The 22,097-nt window shown below is 47.6% G+C and carries 15 protein-coding genes; 7 read left to right on the top strand and 8 right to left on the bottom strand.

Annotated elements, in window-relative coordinates:
- Window positions 1-160: 160 nt before the first annotated feature.
- The 3 genes from DYH27_RS13140 (at window position 161) to DYH27_RS13130 (ending at window position 5,140) form a co-directional block, all read left to right on the top strand.
- Window positions 161-1,216: an IS5 family transposase gene (locus tag DYH27_RS13140; RefSeq protein ID WP_025067275.1), complete on the top strand. Its 1,056-nt coding sequence runs from the start codon at window positions 161-163 to the stop codon at window positions 1,214-1,216.
- 637 nt (window positions 1,217-1,853) lie between these two features.
- Window positions 1,854-2,543 carry a monofunctional biosynthetic peptidoglycan transglycosylase gene (gene mtgA / locus DYH27_RS13135; RefSeq protein WP_025067274.1) on the top strand — a complete coding sequence of 230 codons (690 nt, stop codon included), beginning with the start codon at window positions 1,854-1,856 and terminating at the stop codon, window positions 2,541-2,543.
- 68 nt (window positions 2,544-2,611) lie between these two features.
- The gene (locus DYH27_RS13130; protein ID WP_025067273.1) at window positions 2,612-5,140 is read left to right on the top strand and encodes an ATP-dependent helicase; all 2,529 of its coding nucleotides are present in this window, start codon (window positions 2,612-2,614) and stop codon (window positions 5,138-5,140) included.
- 31 nt (window positions 5,141-5,171) lie between these two features.
- Here DYH27_RS13130 and DYH27_RS13125 read toward each other — a convergent pair whose 3' ends face one another.
- The 3 genes from DYH27_RS13125 to ispE all read right to left on the bottom strand — a co-directional run bounded on the left by DYH27_RS13125 (window position 5,172) and on the right by ispE (window position 12,405).
- Window positions 5,172-8,048, bottom strand: a complete 2,877-nt coding sequence (locus tag DYH27_RS13125) for a PD-(D/E)XK nuclease family protein (RefSeq protein WP_025067272.1) — start codon at window positions 8,046-8,048, stop codon at window positions 5,172-5,174.
- A 212-nt stretch (window positions 8,049-8,260) separates the two neighbouring features.
- Window positions 8,261-11,545 carry a UvrD-helicase domain-containing protein gene (locus tag DYH27_RS13120; RefSeq protein ID WP_025067271.1) on the bottom strand — a complete coding sequence of 1,095 codons (3,285 nt, stop codon included), beginning with the start codon at window positions 11,543-11,545 and terminating at the stop codon, window positions 8,261-8,263.
- 20 nt (window positions 11,546-11,565) lie between these two features.
- Complete coding sequence (ispE, locus tag DYH27_RS13115; RefSeq protein ID WP_025067270.1) at window positions 11,566-12,405, bottom strand: 4-(cytidine 5'-diphospho)-2-C-methyl-D-erythritol kinase; 840 nt, start codon at window positions 12,403-12,405, stop codon at window positions 11,566-11,568.
- 98 nt (window positions 12,406-12,503) lie between these two features.
- On the opposite strand from ispE, the gene dnaB reads away from it, so the two are divergent.
- Complete coding sequence (dnaB, locus tag DYH27_RS13110) at window positions 12,504-14,024, top strand: replicative DNA helicase (protein ID WP_004354349.1); 1,521 nt, start codon at window positions 12,504-12,506, stop codon at window positions 14,022-14,024.
- A 677-nt stretch (window positions 14,025-14,701) separates the two neighbouring features.
- On the opposite strand, the gene DYH27_RS13100 is transcribed toward dnaB, so the two are convergent.
- The 5 genes from DYH27_RS13100 to DYH27_RS13080 form a co-directional block, all read right to left on the bottom strand.
- Complete coding sequence (locus tag DYH27_RS13100) at window positions 14,702-15,763, bottom strand: relaxase/mobilization nuclease domain-containing protein (RefSeq protein ID WP_004384708.1); 1,062 nt, start codon at window positions 15,761-15,763, stop codon at window positions 14,702-14,704.
- Window positions 15,747-16,178 (bottom strand): plasmid mobilization protein, encoded by a 432-nt coding sequence (locus tag DYH27_RS13095; RefSeq protein ID WP_004384707.1) that lies wholly within the window; start codon window positions 16,176-16,178, stop codon window positions 15,747-15,749. The genes DYH27_RS13100 and DYH27_RS13095 overlap by 17 nt, the downstream gene beginning before the upstream one ends.
- 361 nt (window positions 16,179-16,539) lie before the next feature.
- Window positions 16,540-16,998 carry a DUF3408 domain-containing protein gene (locus DYH27_RS13090; protein ID WP_004384706.1) on the bottom strand — a complete coding sequence of 153 codons (459 nt, stop codon included), beginning with the start codon at window positions 16,996-16,998 and terminating at the stop codon, window positions 16,540-16,542.
- Window positions 16,999-17,002: 4 nt separating this feature from the next.
- Complete coding sequence (locus DYH27_RS13085; RefSeq protein WP_004384705.1) at window positions 17,003-17,983, bottom strand: toprim domain-containing protein; 981 nt, start codon at window positions 17,981-17,983, stop codon at window positions 17,003-17,005.
- Between the two features lie 211 nt (window positions 17,984-18,194).
- Window positions 18,195-19,559 (bottom strand): VapE domain-containing protein, encoded by a 1,365-nt coding sequence (locus tag DYH27_RS13080; RefSeq protein WP_004384704.1) that lies wholly within the window; start codon window positions 19,557-19,559, stop codon window positions 18,195-18,197.
- 352 nt (window positions 19,560-19,911) lie between these two features.
- On the opposite strand from DYH27_RS13080, the gene DYH27_RS13075 reads away from it, so the two are divergent.
- The 3 genes from DYH27_RS13075 (at window position 19,912) to DYH27_RS13065 (ending at window position 21,914) form a co-directional block, all read left to right on the top strand.
- Entirely contained in the window at window positions 19,912-20,199 is a 288-nt protein-coding gene (locus DYH27_RS13075; protein WP_025067269.1) for a helix-turn-helix domain-containing protein, read from the top strand.
- A 12-nt stretch (window positions 20,200-20,211) separates the two neighbouring features.
- Window positions 20,212-20,502 (top strand): helix-turn-helix domain-containing protein, encoded by a 291-nt coding sequence (locus tag DYH27_RS13070; RefSeq protein ID WP_004384701.1) that lies wholly within the window; start codon window positions 20,212-20,214, stop codon window positions 20,500-20,502.
- A gap of 293 nt (window positions 20,503-20,795) precedes the next feature.
- On the top strand, window positions 20,796-21,914 hold the full coding sequence (locus DYH27_RS13065; RefSeq protein WP_244595190.1) for a hypothetical protein: 1,119 nt from the start codon (window positions 20,796-20,798) through the stop codon (window positions 21,912-21,914).
- Window positions 21,915-22,097 lie beyond the last annotated feature (183 nt).

Below are 22,097 nucleotides of genomic sequence, written 5' to 3'. Positions count from 1 at the left end.
ATTTTCCTGCATAGGACTGTTCTTGTTGCACTGTTTCCGACTATTGGCAGCGTGTCGTTTATCTTTTGCCGTCACTTTTAACATCTTTCACTAATACGAGACCTCTGCAAAACTCCTCCTATAATTTGTCTTTCTTAAATATTTTTTGTACCTTTATGGTATGAAACAGAAATTATCCTCTCCAAGTTTTGCTGACCTATTCCTTGGTCAAAGAAAGGTCAAGCAGACATTCTTTTCACAAATAAACACAGTCATTGATTGGGCACCTATTCGTGCTATAATAGAAGTGGCTTATACAAAAGGCTATAAGTCTACTGGCCGGCCCAGCTATGACAGCCTTGTTTTATTCAAGATTGAATTACTTCGTACTTGGTATGGTCTGAGTGACGGAGAAGTTGAAGATCAGGTTAACGACCGCCTGTCTTTCAGTCGTTTTGCAGGTCTTGGCATGGAAGATATTGTTCCTGATAGTACTACTGTGTGCCGTTTTCGCAACATTCTTGTTGAAGCGGATTTGTATGATACGCTTCTTGAGGAGTTTAATAGGCAATTGGAAGCTAAAGGAATCATTGTAAAGCGTGGCGCCATTATTGATGCCAGCATTACGAATACTCCCCGTCGCCCCCGCGGAGGTAAGAGCTATGAGGTCGTTGAGGATAGAAAAGAGGATGAGAACATGGAGGTTTCGGAGAAAGCCATGCTCAAAGAAGTTGTCAAGCCTAACGTAGACACAGAAGCCCGTTGGGTAAAGAAGATGGGAAAGCTCCACTTCGGTTACAAGCGTCACACGGTAACGGATGAAAACGGATTGGTGCTTGCCGAGGAAACGACAGCTGCCAATGAAAGTGATATGAAACACTTAGAAACACCCCTAAAGAAAGCTAAATTGCCACGGAAAGCACTTGTCTATGCCGATAAAGGATATGACTCGATGGAGAACAAAGAAACCCTCAAACGTATGAAACTTAAAAGTCGTATCATGCATAAGGGAACAAGAGGACATGAAATTACAGAAAGGCAGCAGCGTATCAACGTTGCGATAAGTAAGATACGCTACAAAGTAGAACGTACCTTTGGTTCTATGCATAGATGGTTTGGTGCTGGAATAGCAAGATACGTCGGACTTTCAAAAACACATGCGCAGCATATTATGGAATCCATTGCCTACAACTTATACCGAACACCTGGGATTATTGTGTCAAATTCTATCAGATAATATGAAAATACACCGATAAAAGATTATTATCTACTCAAAAAGTAACCTCCAGCGGCATCTTTTGGTCAAAAATATTCATTCTTCTAAGAGTGTATAGGTGAGAATTGAGAGGATGGTAGGTTTTGCAGAGGTCTCAATACGTTGTTTATTAGCGTGTTATATGTATTTGAAGAGTGACGGTAGTGACAGGAAAATAATTTCACGGCAGACCGATCACAGGCGCATCTGCCGTGGATGAATGTCAGACTATGTCTTATCCTGAAGTATATTCTTCTGCGGCGGACTCTTCATCTGAAAGCTTACTTTCAGAAATAGCACTACTTCTATCCGATTCTTATAATGCTTGACGTGATCCGTGCTAAGCCTTGACACCATGGGTGTACACCCTCAACACCAATGGTGTTTACCCTCGGCACACTGACAGGAAAGAATCTGTGTGCAGTAAATGATAATCCCATTAATTATCTACTGGTCCAATTTAGGAGGCTGGCAGTAGGTGTGGTAAAAAGGCCGGGTAGGGAAGTCGGGAAGGACGGTTCCGGTTGGACCGGTCCAAAGCCGTGTTCCAAAATCTTCCCCATCCCCGCTTGCTATCGGATAAGATTTAGTAACTTTGCAGGCGGTTAATTCATTTTCTATGGTCAAGAAGATTTTTAAAGTGATAAGGTGGGTGCTTGCTCTGACCTTCATTTCCACAATACTGGCGGTGGTAGTCTATCGCTTTGTCCCTGTTTATTTTACTCCTCTGATGCTCAGCCGTTGCTTTGAGCAGATAGGAAAAGGTGAATCCGTCAAGCTCTATCACGACTGGATTCCTTTGGAGAAGATGCCGAAGTCGATGCCGGTTGCCGTAATGGCGAGCGAGGATCAGCGTTTCCTTGTCCATCACGGCTTTGACTACCAGGCCATCGAGGCGGCGGCAGAAGACCATCTGAAGAACGGGAAGAAGCTGCGCGGCGGTTCTACCATATCCCAGCAGACGGCGAAGAATGTCTTTCTGTGGCAAGGACGGTCATGGCTGCGGAAAGGCCTGGAGGCGTATTTCACCTTTCTCATCGAGTCCTTGTGGAGCAAGCAGCGCATCATGGAAGTCTATCTGAACTCTATCGAAATGGGTGATGGAATCTATGGCGTTGAAGCCTGTGCCGAGCAGAACTTCGGCATGGAAGCCATCCAGCTGGACCGGCGCGACTGTGCCCTTATTGCGGCCACGCTGCCCAATCCCCGGCGGTTCTCTTCAAAGAATCCCGGACCTTATATGCGCAGACGTATCGGACAGATTGAACACCAGATGACATTTATTCCGGCCTTCCCTGACGAACATTAGCCTTTTCGTACAGCAGTCTGTCATGCCGTTTCGCCCGATGACAAGAACCATTAGCATCAAGTATCAGAATGAAAGATCAAGATAGAGAAGAGGAGATTCTCTCCGCACTGAACGAGAGCCAGCGTGCGGCGGTGGAATATTGTACAGGTCCTTCACTGGTCATTGCCGGTGCCGGATCCGGCAAGACCCGTGTGCTGACGTATAAGATTGCCTATCTGCTGAACAAAGGCCTTTCCCCCAGGAACATCCTTGCTCTCACGTTTACGAACAAGGCTGCAAGGGAAATGAAAGAGCGGATAGCCCGGATAACGACTGCTGGAGAGGCACAGCGGCTTTACATGGGGACTTTCCACTCCATCTTCTCACGCATCCTGCGGCGTGAAGGGCAAGCTGTCGGGTTCAGCGGCAATTTCACCATCTATGACGAGGCGGATTCGCGCTTGCTGATCAAGAGTATTGTGAAAGCCTTGGGTCTTGACGAGAAGGCATACAAGCCGTCGTCGGTTCACAGCTTCATCTCCATGGCGAAAAACCATCTGATAACGGCTGATGAGTATGCGGAAGACCGTGCGGCAACCGAACGTGACAGAAACGCCCGTATGCCGGCGGTCCATCTGATATACAAGGCTTATGAGGCAAGATGCCGGCAGGCGAATGCCATGGACTTTGACGATATTCTGCTTTACACGTACTTGCTCTTCCGTGACAACCGTGAGATAAGGGAAAAGTACGGACAGCAGTTTGAGTATATTCTTGTTGACGAGTATCAGGACACGAACTATGCGCAGGTGAACATCATCAGTCTGCTGGCGGAGACACACCGCCGTATCTGTGTCGTCGGCGACGACTACCAAAGCATCTACTCTTTCCGTGGTGCGAACATTGACAATATTCTCGATTTCAGAAACAAGTTCACTGATGCCCGCCTCTTCAAGCTGGAAAGGAATTACCGTTCGACACAGTTCATTGTGCAGGCTGCCAACTCGCTGATGAAACACAACGAACGGCAGATTCCCAAGGAAGTCTATTCAAAGGAAGCCGCAGGTGAAAAGGTACTCTACAAGCCCTGCTACAGCGACAGGGAGGAGGCGATGGCTGTTGCTGCTGAACTGAAACGCATCAGACACGGTGACTCCTGCGATTATGACAACTTCGCTGTCCTCTACCGCACGAATGCACAGAGCCGTCCTTTCGAGGATGAGTTCCGCAAGCAGGGGATTCCCTACAAGATCATCGGCGGGCTTTCCTTCTATCAGCGAAAGGAAATCAAAGACATCATCGCATATTTCAGACTGGTTGCCAACCCTGATGACGAGGAGGCCTTCCGCCGGGTCATCAACTACCCTGCACGTGGCATCGGCAATACGACCGTACAGAAGATCATTGCCTGTGCCCAGCAGCATGCGGTATCGCTTTGGGAGACAATCCTCAGTCCGGCAGAATACGGTCTGGATGTCAACAAAGGAACATTGGCGAAACTTTCTTCCTTCAGGATGCTCATCAGCAGCTTTATAAAGAAAGCGGCACTGACGGATGCCTATGAGCTTGGATGCGAGATTATCGAGAAAAGCGGTGTGGGGGCTGATATCCGTTCTGGCAATGAACCGGAGGACCTGGCACGCCGTGAAAACCTGGAGGAATTCATGTCGGCCATGCAGGGGTTTGTTGGCACGGGACGTGAGGAAGGACGCGAGGAAAACGTTTACCTGGCGGACTATCTTCAGGAAGTGGCACTCTATACGGATGCAGACAAGGAAGAAGATGATGTGCCGAAGGTGACGCTTATGACGATTCATGCTGCAAAGGGACTGGAGTTCCCGACGGTATTTGTCGTCGGGTTGGAAGAAAACATCTTCCCCAGTCCGATGTCGTCAGGTTCAAAACGCGGGATAGAGGAAGAACGCCGCCTGCTCTATGTAGCCATCACGCGTGCCGAGCGGCATTGCATCCTGACCAATGCGAAGAACCGCTTCCGTTACGGTACAATACAGGTTGACAACCCCAGTCGCTTTCTGAACGATATAGACTCCTCTCTCCTTCGTACAGATGATTATGCCACAGGTGTCTTCGAGAGACAGCGGCATAAAATGCCTTGGGATGAGGAAGATGGAGGATATGGAAGGGGAAGACAGCGTGAATATGAACCGAACAGGGCGTATACCGGCAGCAGGCCGTGGGGGCAGGATTTCCGGCAGATGGGGCCGCGATGGCAGAATGCCACCCCTGTGGCCAGTCAGTTCCGTGCCGATCCGCAACTGAAGATTACCGGACGTAAGAAACCAGAAGTGGCCGTTGATCCGCTTTCTGACCGTACGAAGCGCAGGCTGGTCACTGAAGGTGGCAGTTTCAGGCGGCTTTCGTCAGCGATGGCAAATGGCGGCAGGACGGTTTCCTCTCCGTTATCCACATCGCCTCTATCATCTGCTTCTGTTGCAGGACTCAGCGTAGGGGTCGTGATCGAACACCAGCGGTTCGGGGTCGGTCAGGTACTGGGACTCGAAGGAACAGGCGAGAACGCCAAGGCGACCGTCGAGTTCCGCAATGCCGGTAAGAAGCAGCTCCTGCTGAAGTTTGCTAAGTTCAAGATTATCGGATAGGCGATGATGGGGGATTACCGCCGGTTTGTACTTATCGCCCGCACATCTGCCTGTAGGGGCAGTACTTGCATCGCTCCAGGTCGTCGATCGGTGCAAAGGGCACATCAGGATTATGGATTTCCTCAAGCGTTTCTGTGAGCTTTCTGAGGAAATCCTTTTCGTATAGAGTGACATCGGTCATCTCCTCGCCGTCCATGATTATTACAGGCGTATAGTCTTCGCCGCCGGAATGTTGGATGAAAAGCAAGGCAGGGCTCACCGGGCGGTGGCCAGGGTTGTGTAGGATGTCATACCTTGATTCGATGAGACTGTAAAGCATGGCCTGCATTGTGTAGTCGCTTTTCTTCTCTATGTTTTTCGGGTCAAAGACTGCTTCAACATTCTTCAGAGGTTCAGCGGTCTTGCTTCCGGTCTTATAGTCGACAACACGCAGCCGGGCTTTTTCTGTGCCGATGAACACTTCATCGAGCCGGTCTATGCGTCCGCCTGTTTCTATCTGCTTCTCGGTCCCGTTCACGTTGATGAGCAAGGTCCGCTTCACATTGAATTCATGCCCGATAACACGCAGTGGAGTCGTACGCCGGTCTATTCGCAGTAATTGATAGAGATATTTTTTTATGACCTCCCGGTTGATGAGTTGTAGACCATTAAGTCTGGGATGTCTTCTGCTCCCCGGTTGCTGATGGAAAAGTTCTGTTGCGAATGCTTCGTCAACCACATCATCCATAGTAGACTTTATGCCGTCTGCCGTGAATGGCTGTGCGCTCTTTCCGGTCTTCAGCACGTAGTCGATGTTTTTGTCAGTGATGACTTCTTTTGGCAGTAGTTTCTCATACATGAGCTGGGCGGCGGAATGAAAGATGTTGCCGAACATCCTGTTGTCAACATCGTCGATGTCAGTTTCTTCGTTCTCATTTATCTCTGCAATATATTTAAAGTAATACTTTAAATGACAGCTTATGTATGTGTTGATGGCGGTCGGCGAGAAATAGCTGATTTCATCGAGCTTGTTTAGTACTGCTTCATCTTTTGTAACGGCTTTTGCCTCACAGCGCATAGGGACTTGGCCGGCCTGAAGCGTCATCCGGCGGATAGGATGATTCCATTCGACCATCAGCTGTAACATGAAGCGGCTCATTTCTCCGGTCCTGCTTCCTTGTGTGGAGTTGTTGTAAAGGAAGGTAATATCCTTTGCCCGCTGGATAAGACTGTAGAAATAGTAGCTGTAGATTGACACCTTGTTGTCGACAGTTGTCAGGTCGTATGCTTTGCGGATGAGATGGGGAATGAACGACGAGTCATCCACACCTTTTGGCATATTGCCTTCGTTGCAGGAAAGAACGAGTACATGGTCGAAATCCAGGTTGCGCGTCTCCAGCACGCCCATTACCTGTACGCCACGTGCCGGCTCCCCATGGAAGGGAATGCTTGTAGACGAGACAAGCTGCGTCAGCAGCCGGCGGAAGACAACTTTGTCGGCCTCAAGGTCGCCGCCTGTCATCAAGTCGCTCAGTCTTGTGAGAAGCGTGAACATACGGAATACAGACTCTTCGAATAGCGGATCCTTGTCTGCTGCGCCGTTTACTCCGATGAGCCGGATGTTTCTTGCCAGCCAGTCTGCCAAAGCTGGCAGATGTTGTCTGTCACTTGGATGATATTCAAGGAGGGTCCCGGCTCTGGGTGGGATGTAAAACCGGTGGTTTTTGCTCAGTTGTTCGAGGACCTCCGAAACATTCGGAATGAGATACTTTCCGTATGGATGCCGTAATACCCTGCTGACATGATGAAGTCTGTAGCCTTGTTCCTGTACGGAGTAACCTTCTGTCTGAAGAATCAGCAATTGCGTCACCATTGAGGCTATTGGAGTCTGCTGCAGCGGGTATCCTGTGGTAATGTTTAAGGTCTCGACTTCGCTTGGAATACAGTGGATGACAGTCTGGAGCAGATGCTCGTCGCAAAGAACGATTGCGGTATGCGTGCCGTCCTTGTATCTGCCGTCCTTGCGCAGCCATTCCGTAATGTACCGTGCCTGCAGGTTTTCGGTGGGAGCGGATACAAAGCTGATTTCTTTCTCTTTACCGAGATTGTCATACAATTCGTCATTGTTGTTTGGCAGGGAATTAGGGAACCTGTTGAGCCATTGTCTGATGTAGTTGCCCGCCTCATTCGTCCGTCCCATGTAATAGCGGTCGTAATCCCAATAGAAATCCGCCTTTTCTTCTTCCTTGAAGCGTTTAAAGACTCGCTGCTCAACTTTTTGAAGAACGTTGAAACCTACGAAAGCATAGTGCTGGTATCTGGTCTGGATATCTGCCTGTTCTGCCACATCCCTGTAAAGCATCCCTTCGTAAGCAAGTTCCTGTGAACGAAGCTTTTCCCGAAATCGGTTGTATATGTCATTTAACCGATCCCAAAGAGTTATGAACCGTTCTCGGATTCCCTCAGGCTTATCATCGAAATTGGCGAAGAAACGGTGCAGTTCTGCCTTCTGTTCATCGTTGAGATAGCTGATGTCATCCAGTTCTCTGAGGTTGCTGATATTGGAGAATATCAGGCGTGCATCTGCCAGGTTCTTGTCGATGTCATCGAAGTCTGCCAGAAGCAGTTGCCCCCATCCATAGAACTGGTCGAGTGTCTCTCCGACATTGCCGGTCACCTCTACATAGGTCTTGTAGAGGTCGCATATGCTTTTGATGGGATCGGCAACGGTAAGTCCGGAATGCTGACGGAAGAAATCGGAGATCGTGACATAGGCAGGACTCCACAGGGGGTGTCCCGCCATCCGAGCCAGTGCCTGATTCAGGAAGAGGGAGGCTCGTTTGTTCGGGAAGACAACTGCCACATCAGACATATCTGTGCCGTACTTTTTGAGCAGGTCTTGTGCTACGTATTCAAGGAATGTCATCATAATTTAAAATGTCCCCCTCACACAATGAGGTGTAGAGATTGATTCTTTCTGATTCTTGTCGTGATTTAACGGTCTGTTATTAACCGATTATTTTCTAATTGGTTACTCTGTTGCTTATTTCCGTTCTTATGGGATTTCTTTCCCGTCTGTCTGGGATAATCGCCATGATATTTGCAGAACAACAGGACTGCAATGCTTCGTCTTTTTCTGCTTCAGGTATGGAACGGAGTGGGTATGACCTCGTTTCTGATAACATACCAGATATACCCCGACACGTGCTGATAGCCCATGTTTGTGAGCAGTTTCATATACCGCTGCACTTGTTCGCGGTACTCTTCACGTGGCTTGCCGAATTTGAAATCGACGACGATAAGCTCTTTGCCGTCGGTCATGACGCGGTCCGGACGGTGCTCTTGTGCTTCTTTGTTCTCACAGTCATATTCGAGGATCGTACACTCGTTGAAGAGTTTCCAGCGAGGACTGAACCAGCCTTTTACCATTTCGTTCTTGAGCGCATCGGCAATCTTTTCTCTCAGCTCTTTTGATGTAATCTCGTCGTTGTATATGATTCCTTCCTGCTCCAGTTCTTTCAGCCGCGGTTCTATGTCGGCCTCGGTAAGGATAGTTGAAAACAACTGATGGAGAATGTTCCCCACCTTTATATACCGGCTCCTCTCAGATGGATCAAGGTCTTCCCCCCTCACAAAGTCGTGGCTTTTGTTGCTTTGCCGGAAGCTGACAGGATGGGGGAAGGTCTCGATTTTCAGTGTGTGCGTGTCCGGAGTAACTTCAAAGGGATTGGCGGTAGCTTTCTTCTTTATGCTCTGAACGTTGTCTGGAAAGCTTCCATATTCAAAAGCGAGTGTCTCTTTTTCTCCTTGGTCATCAAGTCTTGCACTGTTAAGCTCCGTTGCGAGTTCAGATAGGAGCAGCTGTATAATCTGCGACCGGTTGGAAGCTGTGCCGCCATTCTGAAGTTCTTTGAACCGCTTGTCCGAAGTCCGCTTGCCCGTTATAAAGAGATTCTTTCCCGCACGTGTAAATGCAACATAGAGCAGGTTCATGTTGTCTACGGTATTCTGCAGATGCTCCGCTTTATAGTCATCCTCAAAGACCGTGCCCATCATGTTTTTCTTTGAGAAGTCTACGGGAATCAGCGGCAATTCACCGTAAGGCTTCTCTTTGTTTTCTCCCGGACACCAGATTGTGTTACCCTTCTTTTTTTCCAGTTCCCAATCACAGAATGGAATCAACACGTTGTCGTACTCCAGTCCCTTGCTCTTGTGAATGGTAATCAGCCGGATGCCCTCAACCTCGTCACTCTGAATGGTATTGGCCGAAAGGTTTTCTTCCCATTCTTCGATGAAATCGTCAATATCCGCAGGATGGTCACGTAGGTATTCGTTCAATGTATCATAGAACGTACAGACATACGCACTCTGGCCTTCGAGGCTGTCAAGACTGAAGAGAGAATAGATTTCATCGACAAGATCCATGAGTGACATTCTTAATAAAGGCTCAAATCTATTGATATAATCATCTGGCAACAAGTGTCTTGCACTATAGGAGCCTTTTTCAACAAATAAGGCGTTGTCATCCTTTCCGGTCTGTAGGACTTGTTGCTGGTAGAGCTTGACGAGCTTGCTTTCTGTGAGTTTGTCTTCCGGATGTGTCAGTAATCGGAGCGCATGGACAATCACATTGACAGCCAAGGACGCATCCAGCCGAAAAGCCTCGTCGGACACGATTGTGACTTCTGTCCCGAACGTATGCAGAAATTCATCTGCGATGTCTTGTATGACCCCTTTTGAGCGTACGAGTATGGCAATGTCCTTTTGTCGGTATCCATGTGAAAGGAGTTCACGCACATTGTCGGTCAGTTCTTCAAGGACCTTCTCCTTGTACTCCTTTTCGTTTCTCCCACAATAAAACAATTTTATACGTACACAGCCTTTCCCGTCGTTTCTCTTTGGATGCTGTGCTATTTCCTTGTAGGCTTCTGTCAGTTGGTTTGCCTCTCCGATACCGTCACTTTCCAATTCTTCTACAGTCTGCTTTACGGCACGTGAAAAGAAAGCGTTGTTGAATCGGATGATATGCTCCTCCGACCGATAGTTGGTGTCAAGCGGCTGTATTTTTATCTGTTCCCCGGAGAATTCATGTTCAATATTGTTCAGCAGTTTCCAGTCACCCTGCCGCCAGCGGTATATGCTCTGTTTGACGTCACCGACAATCAGATTGTGCGAATCTATCTGCGCCATACAGTTGTCAAGCAGCTTCCGGAAGTTCTTCCATTGAATAGTACTCGTATCCTGGAACTCATCAATCATGATGTGTTTCAGGTAGGCTCCCATCTTTTCAAATACAAAAGGTGTGTCAGAATCCTTCATCAATGTGCTAAGCAATGATTGTGTGTTGCTTAGCATAAACCGGTTCGTGTCTTTGTTTATCTCGTCGACAGCCTCTGATATGGCGTGCAGCAGTCGGAGCTGTGAGAGATGTCTGAGCGTGAGGTTGCAGGATTGAAACTCTCTCCAAGAAGATTTCCGGAGTGTCTCCAACTGCACCAGGTCATTGTATAATGATTCCGAAACAAGTGCGGTGATGGTTGCCCGTTCTTCTGATGGACATTTCTTCAGAAGCCAGTTGTCTGCACTTTCCAGGCATTTTCCGACATTCGCAGACGGTCCGTCGCCTGTTGGCTTGTCCTCGGCAAGTCTGGTGATATAACTGTACAGCCCTTTGAGAAAGTAGGATGGATCGATACCGGCATCATCGATAGTCTGAAGCATCTGTTTTGCCAGGTCATTCATCTTTTTCGGACTCATCTTGCGTCTCTTACGTAAATCCGTGATGAAACCGTCGAAAAATGATTCTTCACTGAAGCGTTCGTTGAGTTCCTGCTGGTGGTCCTTGTAGAAATCCTTGAAGATGTTCTTTCCAAAGTCTTTTATCTGTCCAATGACATTCCATCCCTGGTCATCTTCGATGTTCTTGTCGATATAGTCACGAATCCATTTCAGGACTTCTTCTCCTTCCTCGAGGCTGTCGATCATCTCGTCGACAGCCTGCGCTTCCACCTGGTCGTCGTTGAGGTCGATGCGGAGGTTAGCCGTAAGATTGAGTTCACGGGCGAGGTTCCGCAATACAGACTGGAAGAAAGCATCGATTGTCTGCACCCGGAACTCATTGTAATGATGTGTGAGCAGCGACAACGCCTCGGCGGCATTTTCTCGGATAACCGTTTCCTGAAACCCGGTCTTTCTGGCGACCTGGTCGAAATACGCCTGTGAGTCGGGAAGATGATGGGCAATTCCGTACAGCTGTGACAGGATGCGTATTTTCATTTCCTGTGTGGCCTTGTTCGTGAAAGTCACGGCAAGAATTTTTTTGTAATCCTGCGGGTTCTTTACCACCAGGGTGATGTATTCGGAAGCCAGTGTGAACGTTTTTCCCGATCCTGCCGAAGCCTTGTAAACGGTTAATGCTTTTTCCATTTTTTGGCGGGTTGGGGAAGTTATAGTCTGACACAATAGGTGAACATTCCACGGAATTTCTCCTCTATGGCAGAAGGCTTCTGCCCGAAGATGCCGAAGAGTGTGCTCCCGCTGCCAGACATCTGTGCGTATATCGCCCCGCAGTCGTACAGTTTGTTCTTCACAGCACCAAGTCCAGGGAATTTTGCAAATACTGATTCTTCAAAGTCGTTTGTCAGCTCATTGCGCCAGGTGTCAATGGGCTGCCGTACGATATCCCGGCAGCATTTTCTCGGTTTCCTGGGTGTTATCCCTTCGTATGCCTCGGCCGTTGATACGGCTACATCCGGTTTTACCAGCACAAGGTAATATCCTTCCAGGTTGCTGTCCTCGTCATCCACAGGCGCAAGGATGTCTCCGACACCTGTCGCATAGGCGATCTCCGAACGGATGAAGAAGGCACAGTCAGCTCCCAGCCGGGCTGCATAGCGTTCCATCTCGGCACTACCCATGTTCAGCCGGAAGCGTTCGTCAAGCAGTCTGATCATGTAGGCGGCATCGGATGAGCCGCCGCCAAGTCCGGCCTGCATGGGAATACGCTTGACAAGGTGGGCATGTACACGTGGGAGTGCATAGTCATGCGCTATGATCTGATAGGCTTTTACCACCAGATTCTCGTTTTCGTCACATCCGGTGGAATTACCCGTCACCTTGAGGTCAACAGGCGTAGGAGAAGGGAACTCCTCGTCCATCTTCTTTATTTCGAGGGCATCACAGAGAGGAATGGGGTAGAAGACTGTTTCAAGGTCGTGGTAGCCGTCCGGCCGTTTTGCAACAATGTTTAATCCAAGGTTGATTTTGCAGCAAGGGAATGTAATCATAGTCTGAAATGTTGTTTTAAGAATTCTTTCTGCAAAGATAATAAAACGTTGTAATATTGCTGTCATGAATGGAATATTTTTTGTAATTTTGCTGCCAAATGCCGGAAAGAAATAGTAACAGCAAAAGCAGTCGTAGGGCCAGCAAGGCTCCTATCGACACGGCCTTCGGACATCTGCAGCCGCAGGCGACGGATATAGAGAAGGTTGTCCTGGGTGCCCTCATGATTGACAAGGACGCCTTTACGGTCGTGTCTGAAATCATCAAGCCGGAGACTTTTTACGAAGCCCGTCATCAGAAAATCTACGGAGCGGTACAGTCGCTGAATCTGCAGGAAAAGCCTGTCGACATTATGACCGTCGTCGAGGAGCTTCGCCGTAAAGGGACGCTTGATGAGATCGGCGGGCCAGCCTATATCGTGGAACTCAGTTCCAACGTAGCCTCCTCTGCCCACATAGAGTACCATGCGCATATCCTTGCACAGAAGTTCCTTGCCCGACAGCTGATTCAGTTTGCTTCGATGATCGAGACAGATGCCTTCGACGAGACGGTCGATGTCGACGACCTGATGCAGAAAGCCGAGGGTGCGCTGTTCGAGATTTCCCAGAAGAACATGTTGCAGGATTACGTGCAGATAGACACGGTTGTCGAACAGGCCCACCAGCTGCTGCTCAAGGCTGCCAACAACAAAGGCGGCCTGACGGGAGTCCCCAGCGGTTTTCACGACCTTGACAAGATTACGGCGGGCTGGCAGGCTTCCGACCTGGTGATCATTGCCGGCCGTCCTGCCATGGGAAAGACATCCTTTGCCCTCAGCATTGCCAAGAACATCGCCGTCGACTACCGTAAGCCCATTGCTTTCTTCTCTCTTGAGATGAACAATGTGCAGCTTGTGAACCGTCTGATTTCCAATGTCTGCTCTGTTCCGGGCAGCAAGATTCTCAACGGACAGCTGACGAATGACGAATGGGAACGCTTCGACTCTAATATCCGGAAGCTGCAGGGAGCACCTATTTATATAGATGATACCCCCGGTCTTTCCATCTTCGAGCTTCGTACGAAGGCGCGCAGGCTGGTACGTGAGCATGACATCCAGATTCTGATGATCGACTATCTTCAGCTGATGAATGCCAACGGAATGCGCTTCAACAGCCGACAGGAAGAGGTGTCGACCATCAGCCGCTCGCTGAAGGGGCTTGCCAAGGAACTGAACATCCCCGTGCTGGCACTCTCGCAGCTGAGCCGTGCCGTAGAACAACGTGAGGGAGTGGAGGGCAAACGGCCGCAGCTGAGCGACTTGCGTGAGTCCGGTGCCATAGAACAGGATGCCGATATGGTGCTCTTCGTACACCGTCCTGAATATTATCACATTCTGCAGGACGAGAAGGGCAACGACCTCCATGGCATGGCACAGATCATCATTGCCAAGCACCGAAAGGGTGCGACGGGGGATGTGCTCCTGAACTTCCGGGGCGAATATACCCGCTTCTCCAATCCGGAAGATGCGGCATTCTCTGCTCCCATGTCTGATGATCCGTTGGGAGGAGAGATTATCGGCAGCAAGATGAACGATGAACCATTGCCGCCACCTCCTGGCGGAGACTTGCGTGTACCTTTCTGACAAGGACTTTGACAAGAGCTTTTCGAGAGATTATAGCGCACTGGTTTCAGCGGGGCCATAGTCATTCTAAAGAAGTGCAGGTCCGCAGAAAAGGGACTATTACCCTGTAAGGGCGTGCAAAGCTGCTGCACTCCCCAAGTCACTGTGTGAAGCCGTTGTCGGAAAAGTCCTCTCACCGGATAAAGTCGTGCCAGGCCGCTGCAAAGAATCTGCCTATGGTTCTGTTCGCAGCAGGAGCAGAGCAAACCTGAAAACACCCTCTGAGAGGCCCCCTGTTTTGTCCTGATTGTTTACTCTCTCCTGTGCCGGCAATGTTCCCGAGAATCACGTATGCCCGTATTTTTTACAATACCGGTTAAGCGGCTGGAAATGTATTTCCATTCATTTTCTAAATCGCTTGTTTGCAGTAAGTTACAAGCTGTTCGAGAACAGTTGCTTAGTTGCAATGCAAGATAATTCTTAAAATACAACTTATTGAAAATAAAGGAGTTACCTTGTTTGTACAACTAAACTGGTAACGATTTGGAAACGAGCGAGCTACTTGGCTTCGCTGTTTTCTGCCTAACAAAGAACGCTTGTTATTCTGTTTGCAAAGATAAGACTTTGTTACCGAATAACAAGCGTTTTTGATGAAATATTCTTCTTTCTGCATTTTTGATTGATTGTCTGGTTGTAGGTTATATTCCTCTTCCTCGTCTTTTCTTTCTATTGGCTTGGTATCTGAGTTTACGCTGCCATGCTGCTTCAGCATAGTCATTGCCCTGTGCGGTTGGTGTAATCAAATCGCCCAGCCCCGCCACCACTTCATCGGCTGCGCTAACGATGGTGCCTGCCACTGCACCAATGGGATTCTGCACTTGTGAGGTATCATTGTCTCGTGAGATAGAGGAGCGGCTTGGAGGTACAAGTTGGTAGCCTGTATCAGATTGTTCTTTCTTTTCTGTCGGCTCTTGTACTGTTAGATGTGGTTTCCTTGATTCTTCCTTGTTGGTTGTTTCAAAGTTCTTCTGCAAGGAATGGTAGCCGAACTCCCTGCCGATTTCGGAAGCCTTGAATGATAGTCCTCCGTATGAGAACTTCAAGCCATATACCTTGCCCTGCTTGTTCTTCATACGCTCTATGGAAATGCCGTTCTTGTGAAGTTCGTAGAGAAACATAGAGTGTCCCGTGATGCCTGTACCTTTGTATTTGTCAAGCAAGGCATAGCAGATTTGCTGTACCTGCTGTTTTGTTTGCTCTCTCGTGGGATTAGCCTTTGTCTTTTGGTGTTTCCTTTCTGCCTTGACCTCTTTTGCAATGGTCAAGCCTTTCTCCCTGCTGATTTCCTCTGCCACCCTTGCAGCCCTGTTGCTCACAAAAGTGGTATCATAGACCTCTCCATATAGGCTGATGCGGTTGGCAATGATATGAATGTGTCTGTTGTCGGTGTCCTTGTGCGTTACTGCCACCCATTGGTGGTTGTCAAGTCCCATTCGCTTGGCAAACAAATGAGCTATCCGCATCAGTTCGGATACAGGCAACTTTTTCTCGTCCCGCGGTGCAATGCCTATTTCGATACGGAGAAACTTGTTCCTGCAACGGTTGTTATAGTCGCTGACGACTTTCATTTCCTCATAGATGCTCTTTGGCTCCCTGCTGCAAAGATTGTGGAAGGCAAGCCGACTGCCGAGTTTGCCTTCTCTGAAAATATAGTCCAGAGCCGTACTTCCGTGTGCTATCGCCTTACATTTCCCTATCATCTCTTGTTAGATTTAAGACCTTATATACCTCATCATCCACACGAAAATGCGGGTCGTAAAACCGCTTAAATGCTTCTTTGGCACATAAGGAAAGGTTCTTTGTGATGAGTACCCATCTTTCGTCCTTGACCTTGATGAGATTGGAAACCTGCCCGTAGAATCTTCCTGTATGTTGGAGGATGGCAATGGCTTCCCTCTCATTGTCTGTCATCTTGGGAACGGCAGTCACTTCTCCATTAAGGAGTATCTCACGGCAATAATCGGAGAACTTCCGTTCCGTGCTTTCCGCCCTTGATTTGATACGCTGCTTCTCCTCTAAGGTGCATCTTACCTTGATGAACTCCGTTTTGTTCATCCGCTGTTCTTCTTTATCCTGTTGCTGCCATCGGGCAGCTTTTCCCTTGTATCTGCTCATATAAGTTTCCTTGAAAGTTTATCATTGTAGATGATTCATTGTTTCTTAATTCCTGAATACTGACCGATGAGAACGGAGTGATTACGGTCTAATCTCCCCGACAGTCTAACGAGGGGAGCAAGGGCAGTTTGTGGGTACAAACTGACGTCTTGCAATGTCAGCTAACGAAACGTTTACGCACAAGGCGTTTTGTAGTCAAAAAGTGAATGCCGTGCATTCTTTGACTCATTACGTTCGGGACACTCCGGTCATTCGGTATGTTCAGCAAATGTCTGTTGTCCTGTTCTCTGAAAAGGGTCGAGGGTTTTGAGTGAAAGGGGCGTCCATTTTCAGGAAAACCCTCGACCTTTTTCCTGTGGGTTCAAAGCTTCCTCCATTTCTCTATGTCCTCACCGTATTCCTCCAAATGGAGGCGTACGATGTTCTCCACAAAGCTTGAAAGGTTGCTGCCTCTGTCGCCCAACCTGCGCACGATGAAGTCGGCACGCTCCTGTGTCTCCCTGCTCAGATAGACCGCCTTACGGTTGTTCAGTCTTGTCGGAACAAGGTAGGCTTGCTTGTAGGCTTCGAGCGTCTCCTTTCTCATCTTGGCACTGATGCGCCTTTGAACGGTTGCATTCTCAGTATTCAGTACAGGTTCAGAGTGCGTGGTATTCTCTGTGTCCTGCTTGTTTGGGTCTTGAGTAAGTCTGGCTCTCCTTGCCCGAAGTCCGGCAATGAGATGTTCAGACGGACTTTCGATTTGGTTGAGTCCTAAATATTGCTTGGCGGAATGGATGGTATTCTCCATTCCCTCGTTACTGACTTTTTTCTTTTCCATATCTTTATCTCATTTTATGTTTGACTTGTTTTGATTTCTTACTTTCCTTTTGCTCCGTAACCGACATCCGTGTCCGTTCCTGCACTTTCTGCTGCTCCTGCTTACGCATACGGCTGACATGAAACTCGTTGAGGTCTTTGAAGCCCTTGTAATGTACGGACATATCCTCCACCTTGAAACCTGCCTTTACAAATTCTTGCACGGTTCTCCGTCCTGCATCGTCATTGTCAAGGAAGGCACGGATATGGGTCAGGTTGTGGTCGTTCAGATAGCGGACAGTTCTTGCCACATTGCTCACCGAGTTCATCACAAGGCAGTGGTTGATAATTTTCTCTTTCATTGAAAGGAAGGATAGGAAGTCCATGAAGCCTTCAAAGATACATACAGGCTCCGCTCTGTCCGTGAATATCGGAGTAATGTCTTTCGGGGCTACTGTTCCCTTGAACGATTGATTATCCCGAAGCTCGTACCCTCCCGATGAGTTGACAAAGCCGAAGGCTTGATATCGCCTGCCCTTTACCTCGTAACTGATACATTTGAGGAATGGCTTTGCATTTTCCAAGTTGATGCAGCGTACTTTTGTAAGGTACTCCTGTAAATGTGGCGGCAAGGTGTCTGATATACTTATCAGTTTCCTTGCCCCATTTGCAACCATTGAAGGTTGGAAATAGTTTGATGCGAAGTCGTTGCGAGAACTATATGCAGAATCATCGGGAGCGTTCCGTCCCAAATGACGGATGGCTTCCAATAGCGTGCAGCTCTCCAAGCGCATACAGAGGTCGATGATACTTCCGCCCCTGCCTTCGGCATAGTCTATCCAGAGGTTCTTCTCTGTGTCCACCTTGAAACTCGGATGTGTTTCCGCACGAAGCGGTGAACGGTACAGGGCATAGGCAGGTGTCCTGCGTACAGGCTTGATGCCTTTCCTTTCAAGATACTCCACGATAGAGTATCGCTTGATGAGTGATAAATCTTCTTCTTTCATTGTTCTGCCATTTTAATTGATTGAAATATTATGGTTTACTTAAATGCTATCAGGGAGCCAAATCGTATCAGCCAATGCTTCTACGATATTCCTCTTTCCAAACTTTTTCCTTTCCAAACTTTTTCATCTTTCTTCTTACTACATACTATTTTGTTGTAAGTTGTTGATAATCAACACTACATTGTAGTATATAACAATACTACACACCCTACTACATCAGACTACTACAACTATCAAGCAAAGGGCAGGGCAGTATCTTCCTTATTTTATACACATAGACAGGACTGCTGCCGTCACGCCTTTTGCTCACTTTTTCAAAGCCTGCCCTTTTAAGGGCTTCGCCCATAAGTTTGGAAGTCAGGGGATGTCGGGTATAGATACCCAGATAGGTAAGAATTTCCGTAGTGGTCATATAGGAGCAATGGGGATTATCCTCTGTCGGTTTTTCGAAGCAGCGCAACAGCAGTTCCATCTCTGCGGTCTGCACTTGAAAGTCCTCGCTCTCCCTGTATAGCTCCGCTATCTCTTCATCGTCAAACCAATAGCGGAAACCTGCGTTCAACAAGGCTTTGGCTTCCGCATAGACACTGTCCATAGAAATTGCCTTTGCCTTGTTGATGTCGATGGACAGCACCTCAAAGGGCAGGAATCGTCTGCTTCCTGTGGGGTCTGTAAGAAAGTCGTTGCCGTTCACCGATGCCACGAAACTTGCCAAGTGGGGATGTTCCTCCACATACTTGTCGTAGGGCATGCGGTACTTGACCATCGGGCAGGTGATGAGATTCTTGAGTTCGTTCTCGTCCCTCTTGTTGAGGGCCTTGAGCTGGTCGTCGATGTTCACAATGAGGTTCTGCCCGATATAGGTGAGCGTATCCTTCTCCTGAGGATATATCTTGCCCGTATAGCTGTAACCGTGCAGGGCAGGCGGACAGAGCAGGTCAAGGAAGGTGGTCTTGAACTTTCCCTGCTCGCCTGTCAGCACGAGGCAGGTATGGTTACAGCACTCACGGTCGTCCATTACGTTGGCGACCACTGCCACGAGCCATTTGGTGAGATACGGTAGCCATTTTTCGTGATTGCGCACCACAACGCAACTTGCCAAATCGGAAATGGCTTTCATTGAATGGGAAGAAGTATTGCTGCTGCCACAATCGCTGCCTATATCTATCAAGGGCAATGCCTTGAAATACTCCTGTATGGGATTGATACGTGGAGAAAAACTGCTCTCGATGATAGAGTATAGATTATCCGACGAGGTTATTATCCCGATGTCGTTGTCTATCTCCCTGCGGAGCGTGTTGATTTCATAGCGACCCACCTTTGTGAAATCGCTGTTTGCCCTGTTTCGGTATTCGGTTCTCCCCAATACCGTGTTGTATCTGAAGGTATAGTGCATGGAGAGGTAGGCTTCTATCTCCGAGTTCTTGGAGGAAGTCTTTCTCTGTCTGGACGTATTGTAGTAGCCCTCCGATTTTCCTTTATCTGCGTTCTTTTTCATTATATGCTTGTTTTTGTTTTCAAGAACGAAGTTATCAAGAGAATGGGTAAGTTCCAAGCATTCGGAGAGTGCTTGCATAATGTTGCGCTCATTGGCTGTGAATTTAGCACGGATTTCTGACAGAAAACAGCAGAAAAACAAGGATTTAAGCCAAGAGCAAGAGGATAGGTATAGAAAATGGGTAAGAAAAGTACGTGTTTATCTGCTCTAATCTGCGAAGTATTGCATTGACTAAAACGGATGTAGAAAATGAAAAACCAGACACGGAAAAAAGATAAGAAAGAGAACCGTTTTTCTTTCGGTTTCCCTATTCTTCCTCGCTGTTCCCCACTGCTTTGCAGATGGGAAAGAACCGCATACTTTTGCACGCAGAAATATGCGACGGAAAGCAAATCGCAAAAGGAAAATATAAATAAATCAATATAACACTATGGGATATTTTATCATTACCGATAAGCAATGGGCAATGCTGAGGGACGAGATACTTGCCCTTGCCCAGACCTGCCACAGGGCATTTGGAGAACAGAGTAAACATACCGAATGGCTGCACAACGGAGATGTGTGCCAACTGCTCAACATCAGCAAGCGCACCTTGCAGCATTACCGTGATACGGGCATACTGCCGTTTACCCAAATCGGGCACAAGTGCTATTACAGGGCTGAGGACGTGGAACGGTTATTACAAACGAAATCTGTGAGATCAAAAAATAACAAATAAACTGAAAAGGCAATGGAATCAGTAAGAGATTTGAATATGGATGCGGACGAGATGCAAGTAGTGTTGTCCGCCATCAGCAGTGTGAGCAAACGAATAAAGGAAGTGGCACAGACACACAAGCCGCTCTTTGGCGGTGAGCATTTCCTTACAGGCAAGGAAGTGTGTGAAAGATTGTATATCAGCCCTCGTACCTTGCAGGACTATCGAGACAGAAAGATTATCCCCTACACGCAGTTTGCAGGGAAGATTCTCTATAAGGCTTCAGATTTGATAAAGTTACTGGAAGAGAGTTACAGGAAATAGGACAGTATAAATAGTTTTATGATATTACAGCTTTATGCATTTTTACTTTCTTCTCTGTTATGCAGGATAAGATAGGTACATAAATGTTTGATATAACTATCCTTTACGGCATGCCACAGCAATATTTTCTTCATTATTTGGATTTCTTCTCCAAAAGAAGTACTTTTGTGGGAGCTTAATAGTGGCTAAATAGCTTAGCAGTACTTCTTAATATGAAAATAATTATACGACTCTTATATCTTTTCTGCCTGCAGTCCCTACTTTCCTGTTCTGTTCGCAACGAGCAGAAAACATTGGCAATTACAGACTCGCTGCTTACAACTCGTCCGGACAGTGCTTTGAAATTGTTGGATGAAATGGAGAATGTAGGACAGATGAGTGAGGCCGGTGTAATGCATTATGCGTGGAATCATGCTATGGCGCACTATCTGATGGGAATTTCGTTGGTTGAAGATAGTCTAGTATCTCATGTCGTGGATTATTATAGGCAGCAGGGGGATGTGGCAAAGTTACTTGACGGTTATCTGCTAAAAGCCTCCTATCTGCAGTGGACAAGGCAAGACAGGGCTGCATTGAAGGAGCTAGAGGAGGGTATTAAGATTGCTCATGAGCAAAGTAATGCTGGAAAATGGGCGCAGTTGGTAGAGCAGAAGGTTCTTTTGTTGAATCACTCTGGCAATTACGCTAAAGCTGCCAAGACAGCACAAATGGTGCTCAATGGGCATTACAGTCTAGATAGAAATATGCGAGGACGGTTACTCTACGCTCTTGGCATCAGTCTGTCTCATGTTGGCGACATGGCAAGTGACTCATGTTTTAAGGAAAGCATCAGTCTGTCTATGGAAGGTGGCGAAGAAGAAAAAGCTGCGGAACGTATCCTTAGTTATGCTGATGTGCTGGCTGCTCGTGGCGATTACGTGCAGTCTAATCGTTACTTGTTCCATTGTCAGAGGTTTGTTCCGAAGTACGCAGATTCTTCTGCCATCTATGTTTCGCTTGCCAACAATTATATAAATCTGCACCAGTTGGATTCAGCACAGATATACCTTGGCAGAGCTGAAACGAATAATCGTGGAGTAAGATGGACAAAACAGGGTAACCTCAGCCATAAGGCAAGCATAGAGCAGCTGCGTAACATTCTGAATTTCGGAAGCGGGAAGCCTGTTTCGTCACATGCTTTTCAACATTACTGCGACTCTGTTACAACAGTTATGATAGAAAATGAGAATCTTTCTCTGCGCCGCTTGGAAGCACGGAATCGCTTGCAGGCTGCTAATTACGAGTTGCATCGCTCCCGACTTCTGATGCTTTTGGGTGTTGTTCTCCTATTCTTGGTCTTCTATGTTGCTATCCAAATAATTGGAAAATATTTGTTATTTATTAACTATTTATTTATCAATCACTTATCGTGAAGTTCCTAAGTACGATGACTTTAGAAGAAGCAACAGCCACCAGCCCGACATGGAAACGCCGGGTAGGGAATGACCACGAACAACAGACCTGTCAGACAAACTTCTATGAGTTGACACGGACGTATCCGCCCAACAATTTACTTCTTCAGAATACAGGTAAAACGCAACAGTCTTATCGGAGAT

This window comes from Prevotella denticola (genome assembly GCF_900454835.1).
Taxonomy (GTDB): Bacteria; Bacteroidota; Bacteroidia; order Bacteroidales; family Bacteroidaceae; genus Prevotella; species Prevotella denticola.
Note: the sequence above shows the minus strand (reverse complement) of the source record. Positions and strands in the feature narration are given on the sequence as shown.

Coding starts and splice junctions, on each gene's coding strand:
- DYH27_RS13140 (WP_025067275.1), top strand. CDS start 161: ATGAAACAGAAATTATCCTCTCCAAGTTTTGCTGACCTATTCCTTGGT.
- mtgA (WP_025067274.1), top strand. CDS start 1,854: ATGGTCAAGAAGATTTTTAAAGTGATAAGGTGGGTGCTTGCTCTGACC.
- DYH27_RS13130 (WP_025067273.1), top strand. CDS start 2,612: ATGAAAGATCAAGATAGAGAAGAGGAGATTCTCTCCGCACTGAACGAG.
- DYH27_RS13125 (WP_025067272.1), bottom strand. CDS start 8,048: ATGATGACATTCCTTGAATACGTAGCACAAGACCTGCTCAAAAAGTAC.
- DYH27_RS13120 (WP_025067271.1), bottom strand. CDS start 11,545: ATGGAAAAAGCATTAACCGTTTACAAGGCTTCGGCAGGATCGGGAAAA.
- ispE (WP_025067270.1), bottom strand. CDS start 12,405: ATGATTACATTCCCTTGCTGCAAAATCAACCTTGGATTAAACATTGTT.
- dnaB (WP_004354349.1), top strand. CDS start 12,504: ATGCCGGAAAGAAATAGTAACAGCAAAAGCAGTCGTAGGGCCAGCAAG.
- DYH27_RS13100 (WP_004384708.1), bottom strand. CDS start 15,763: ATGATAGGGAAATGTAAGGCGATAGCACACGGAAGTACGGCTCTGGAC.
- DYH27_RS13095 (WP_004384707.1), bottom strand. CDS start 16,178: ATGAGCAGATACAAGGGAAAAGCTGCCCGATGGCAGCAACAGGATAAA.
- DYH27_RS13090 (WP_004384706.1), bottom strand. CDS start 16,998: ATGGAAAAGAAAAAAGTCAGTAACGAGGGAATGGAGAATACCATCCAT.
- DYH27_RS13085 (WP_004384705.1), bottom strand. CDS start 17,983: ATGAAAGAAGAAGATTTATCACTCATCAAGCGATACTCTATCGTGGAG.
- DYH27_RS13080 (WP_004384704.1), bottom strand. CDS start 19,559: ATGCAAGCACTCTCCGAATGCTTGGAACTTACCCATTCTCTTGATAAC.
- DYH27_RS13075 (WP_025067269.1), top strand. CDS start 19,912: ATGGGATATTTTATCATTACCGATAAGCAATGGGCAATGCTGAGGGAC.
- DYH27_RS13070 (WP_004384701.1), top strand. CDS start 20,212: ATGGAATCAGTAAGAGATTTGAATATGGATGCGGACGAGATGCAAGTA.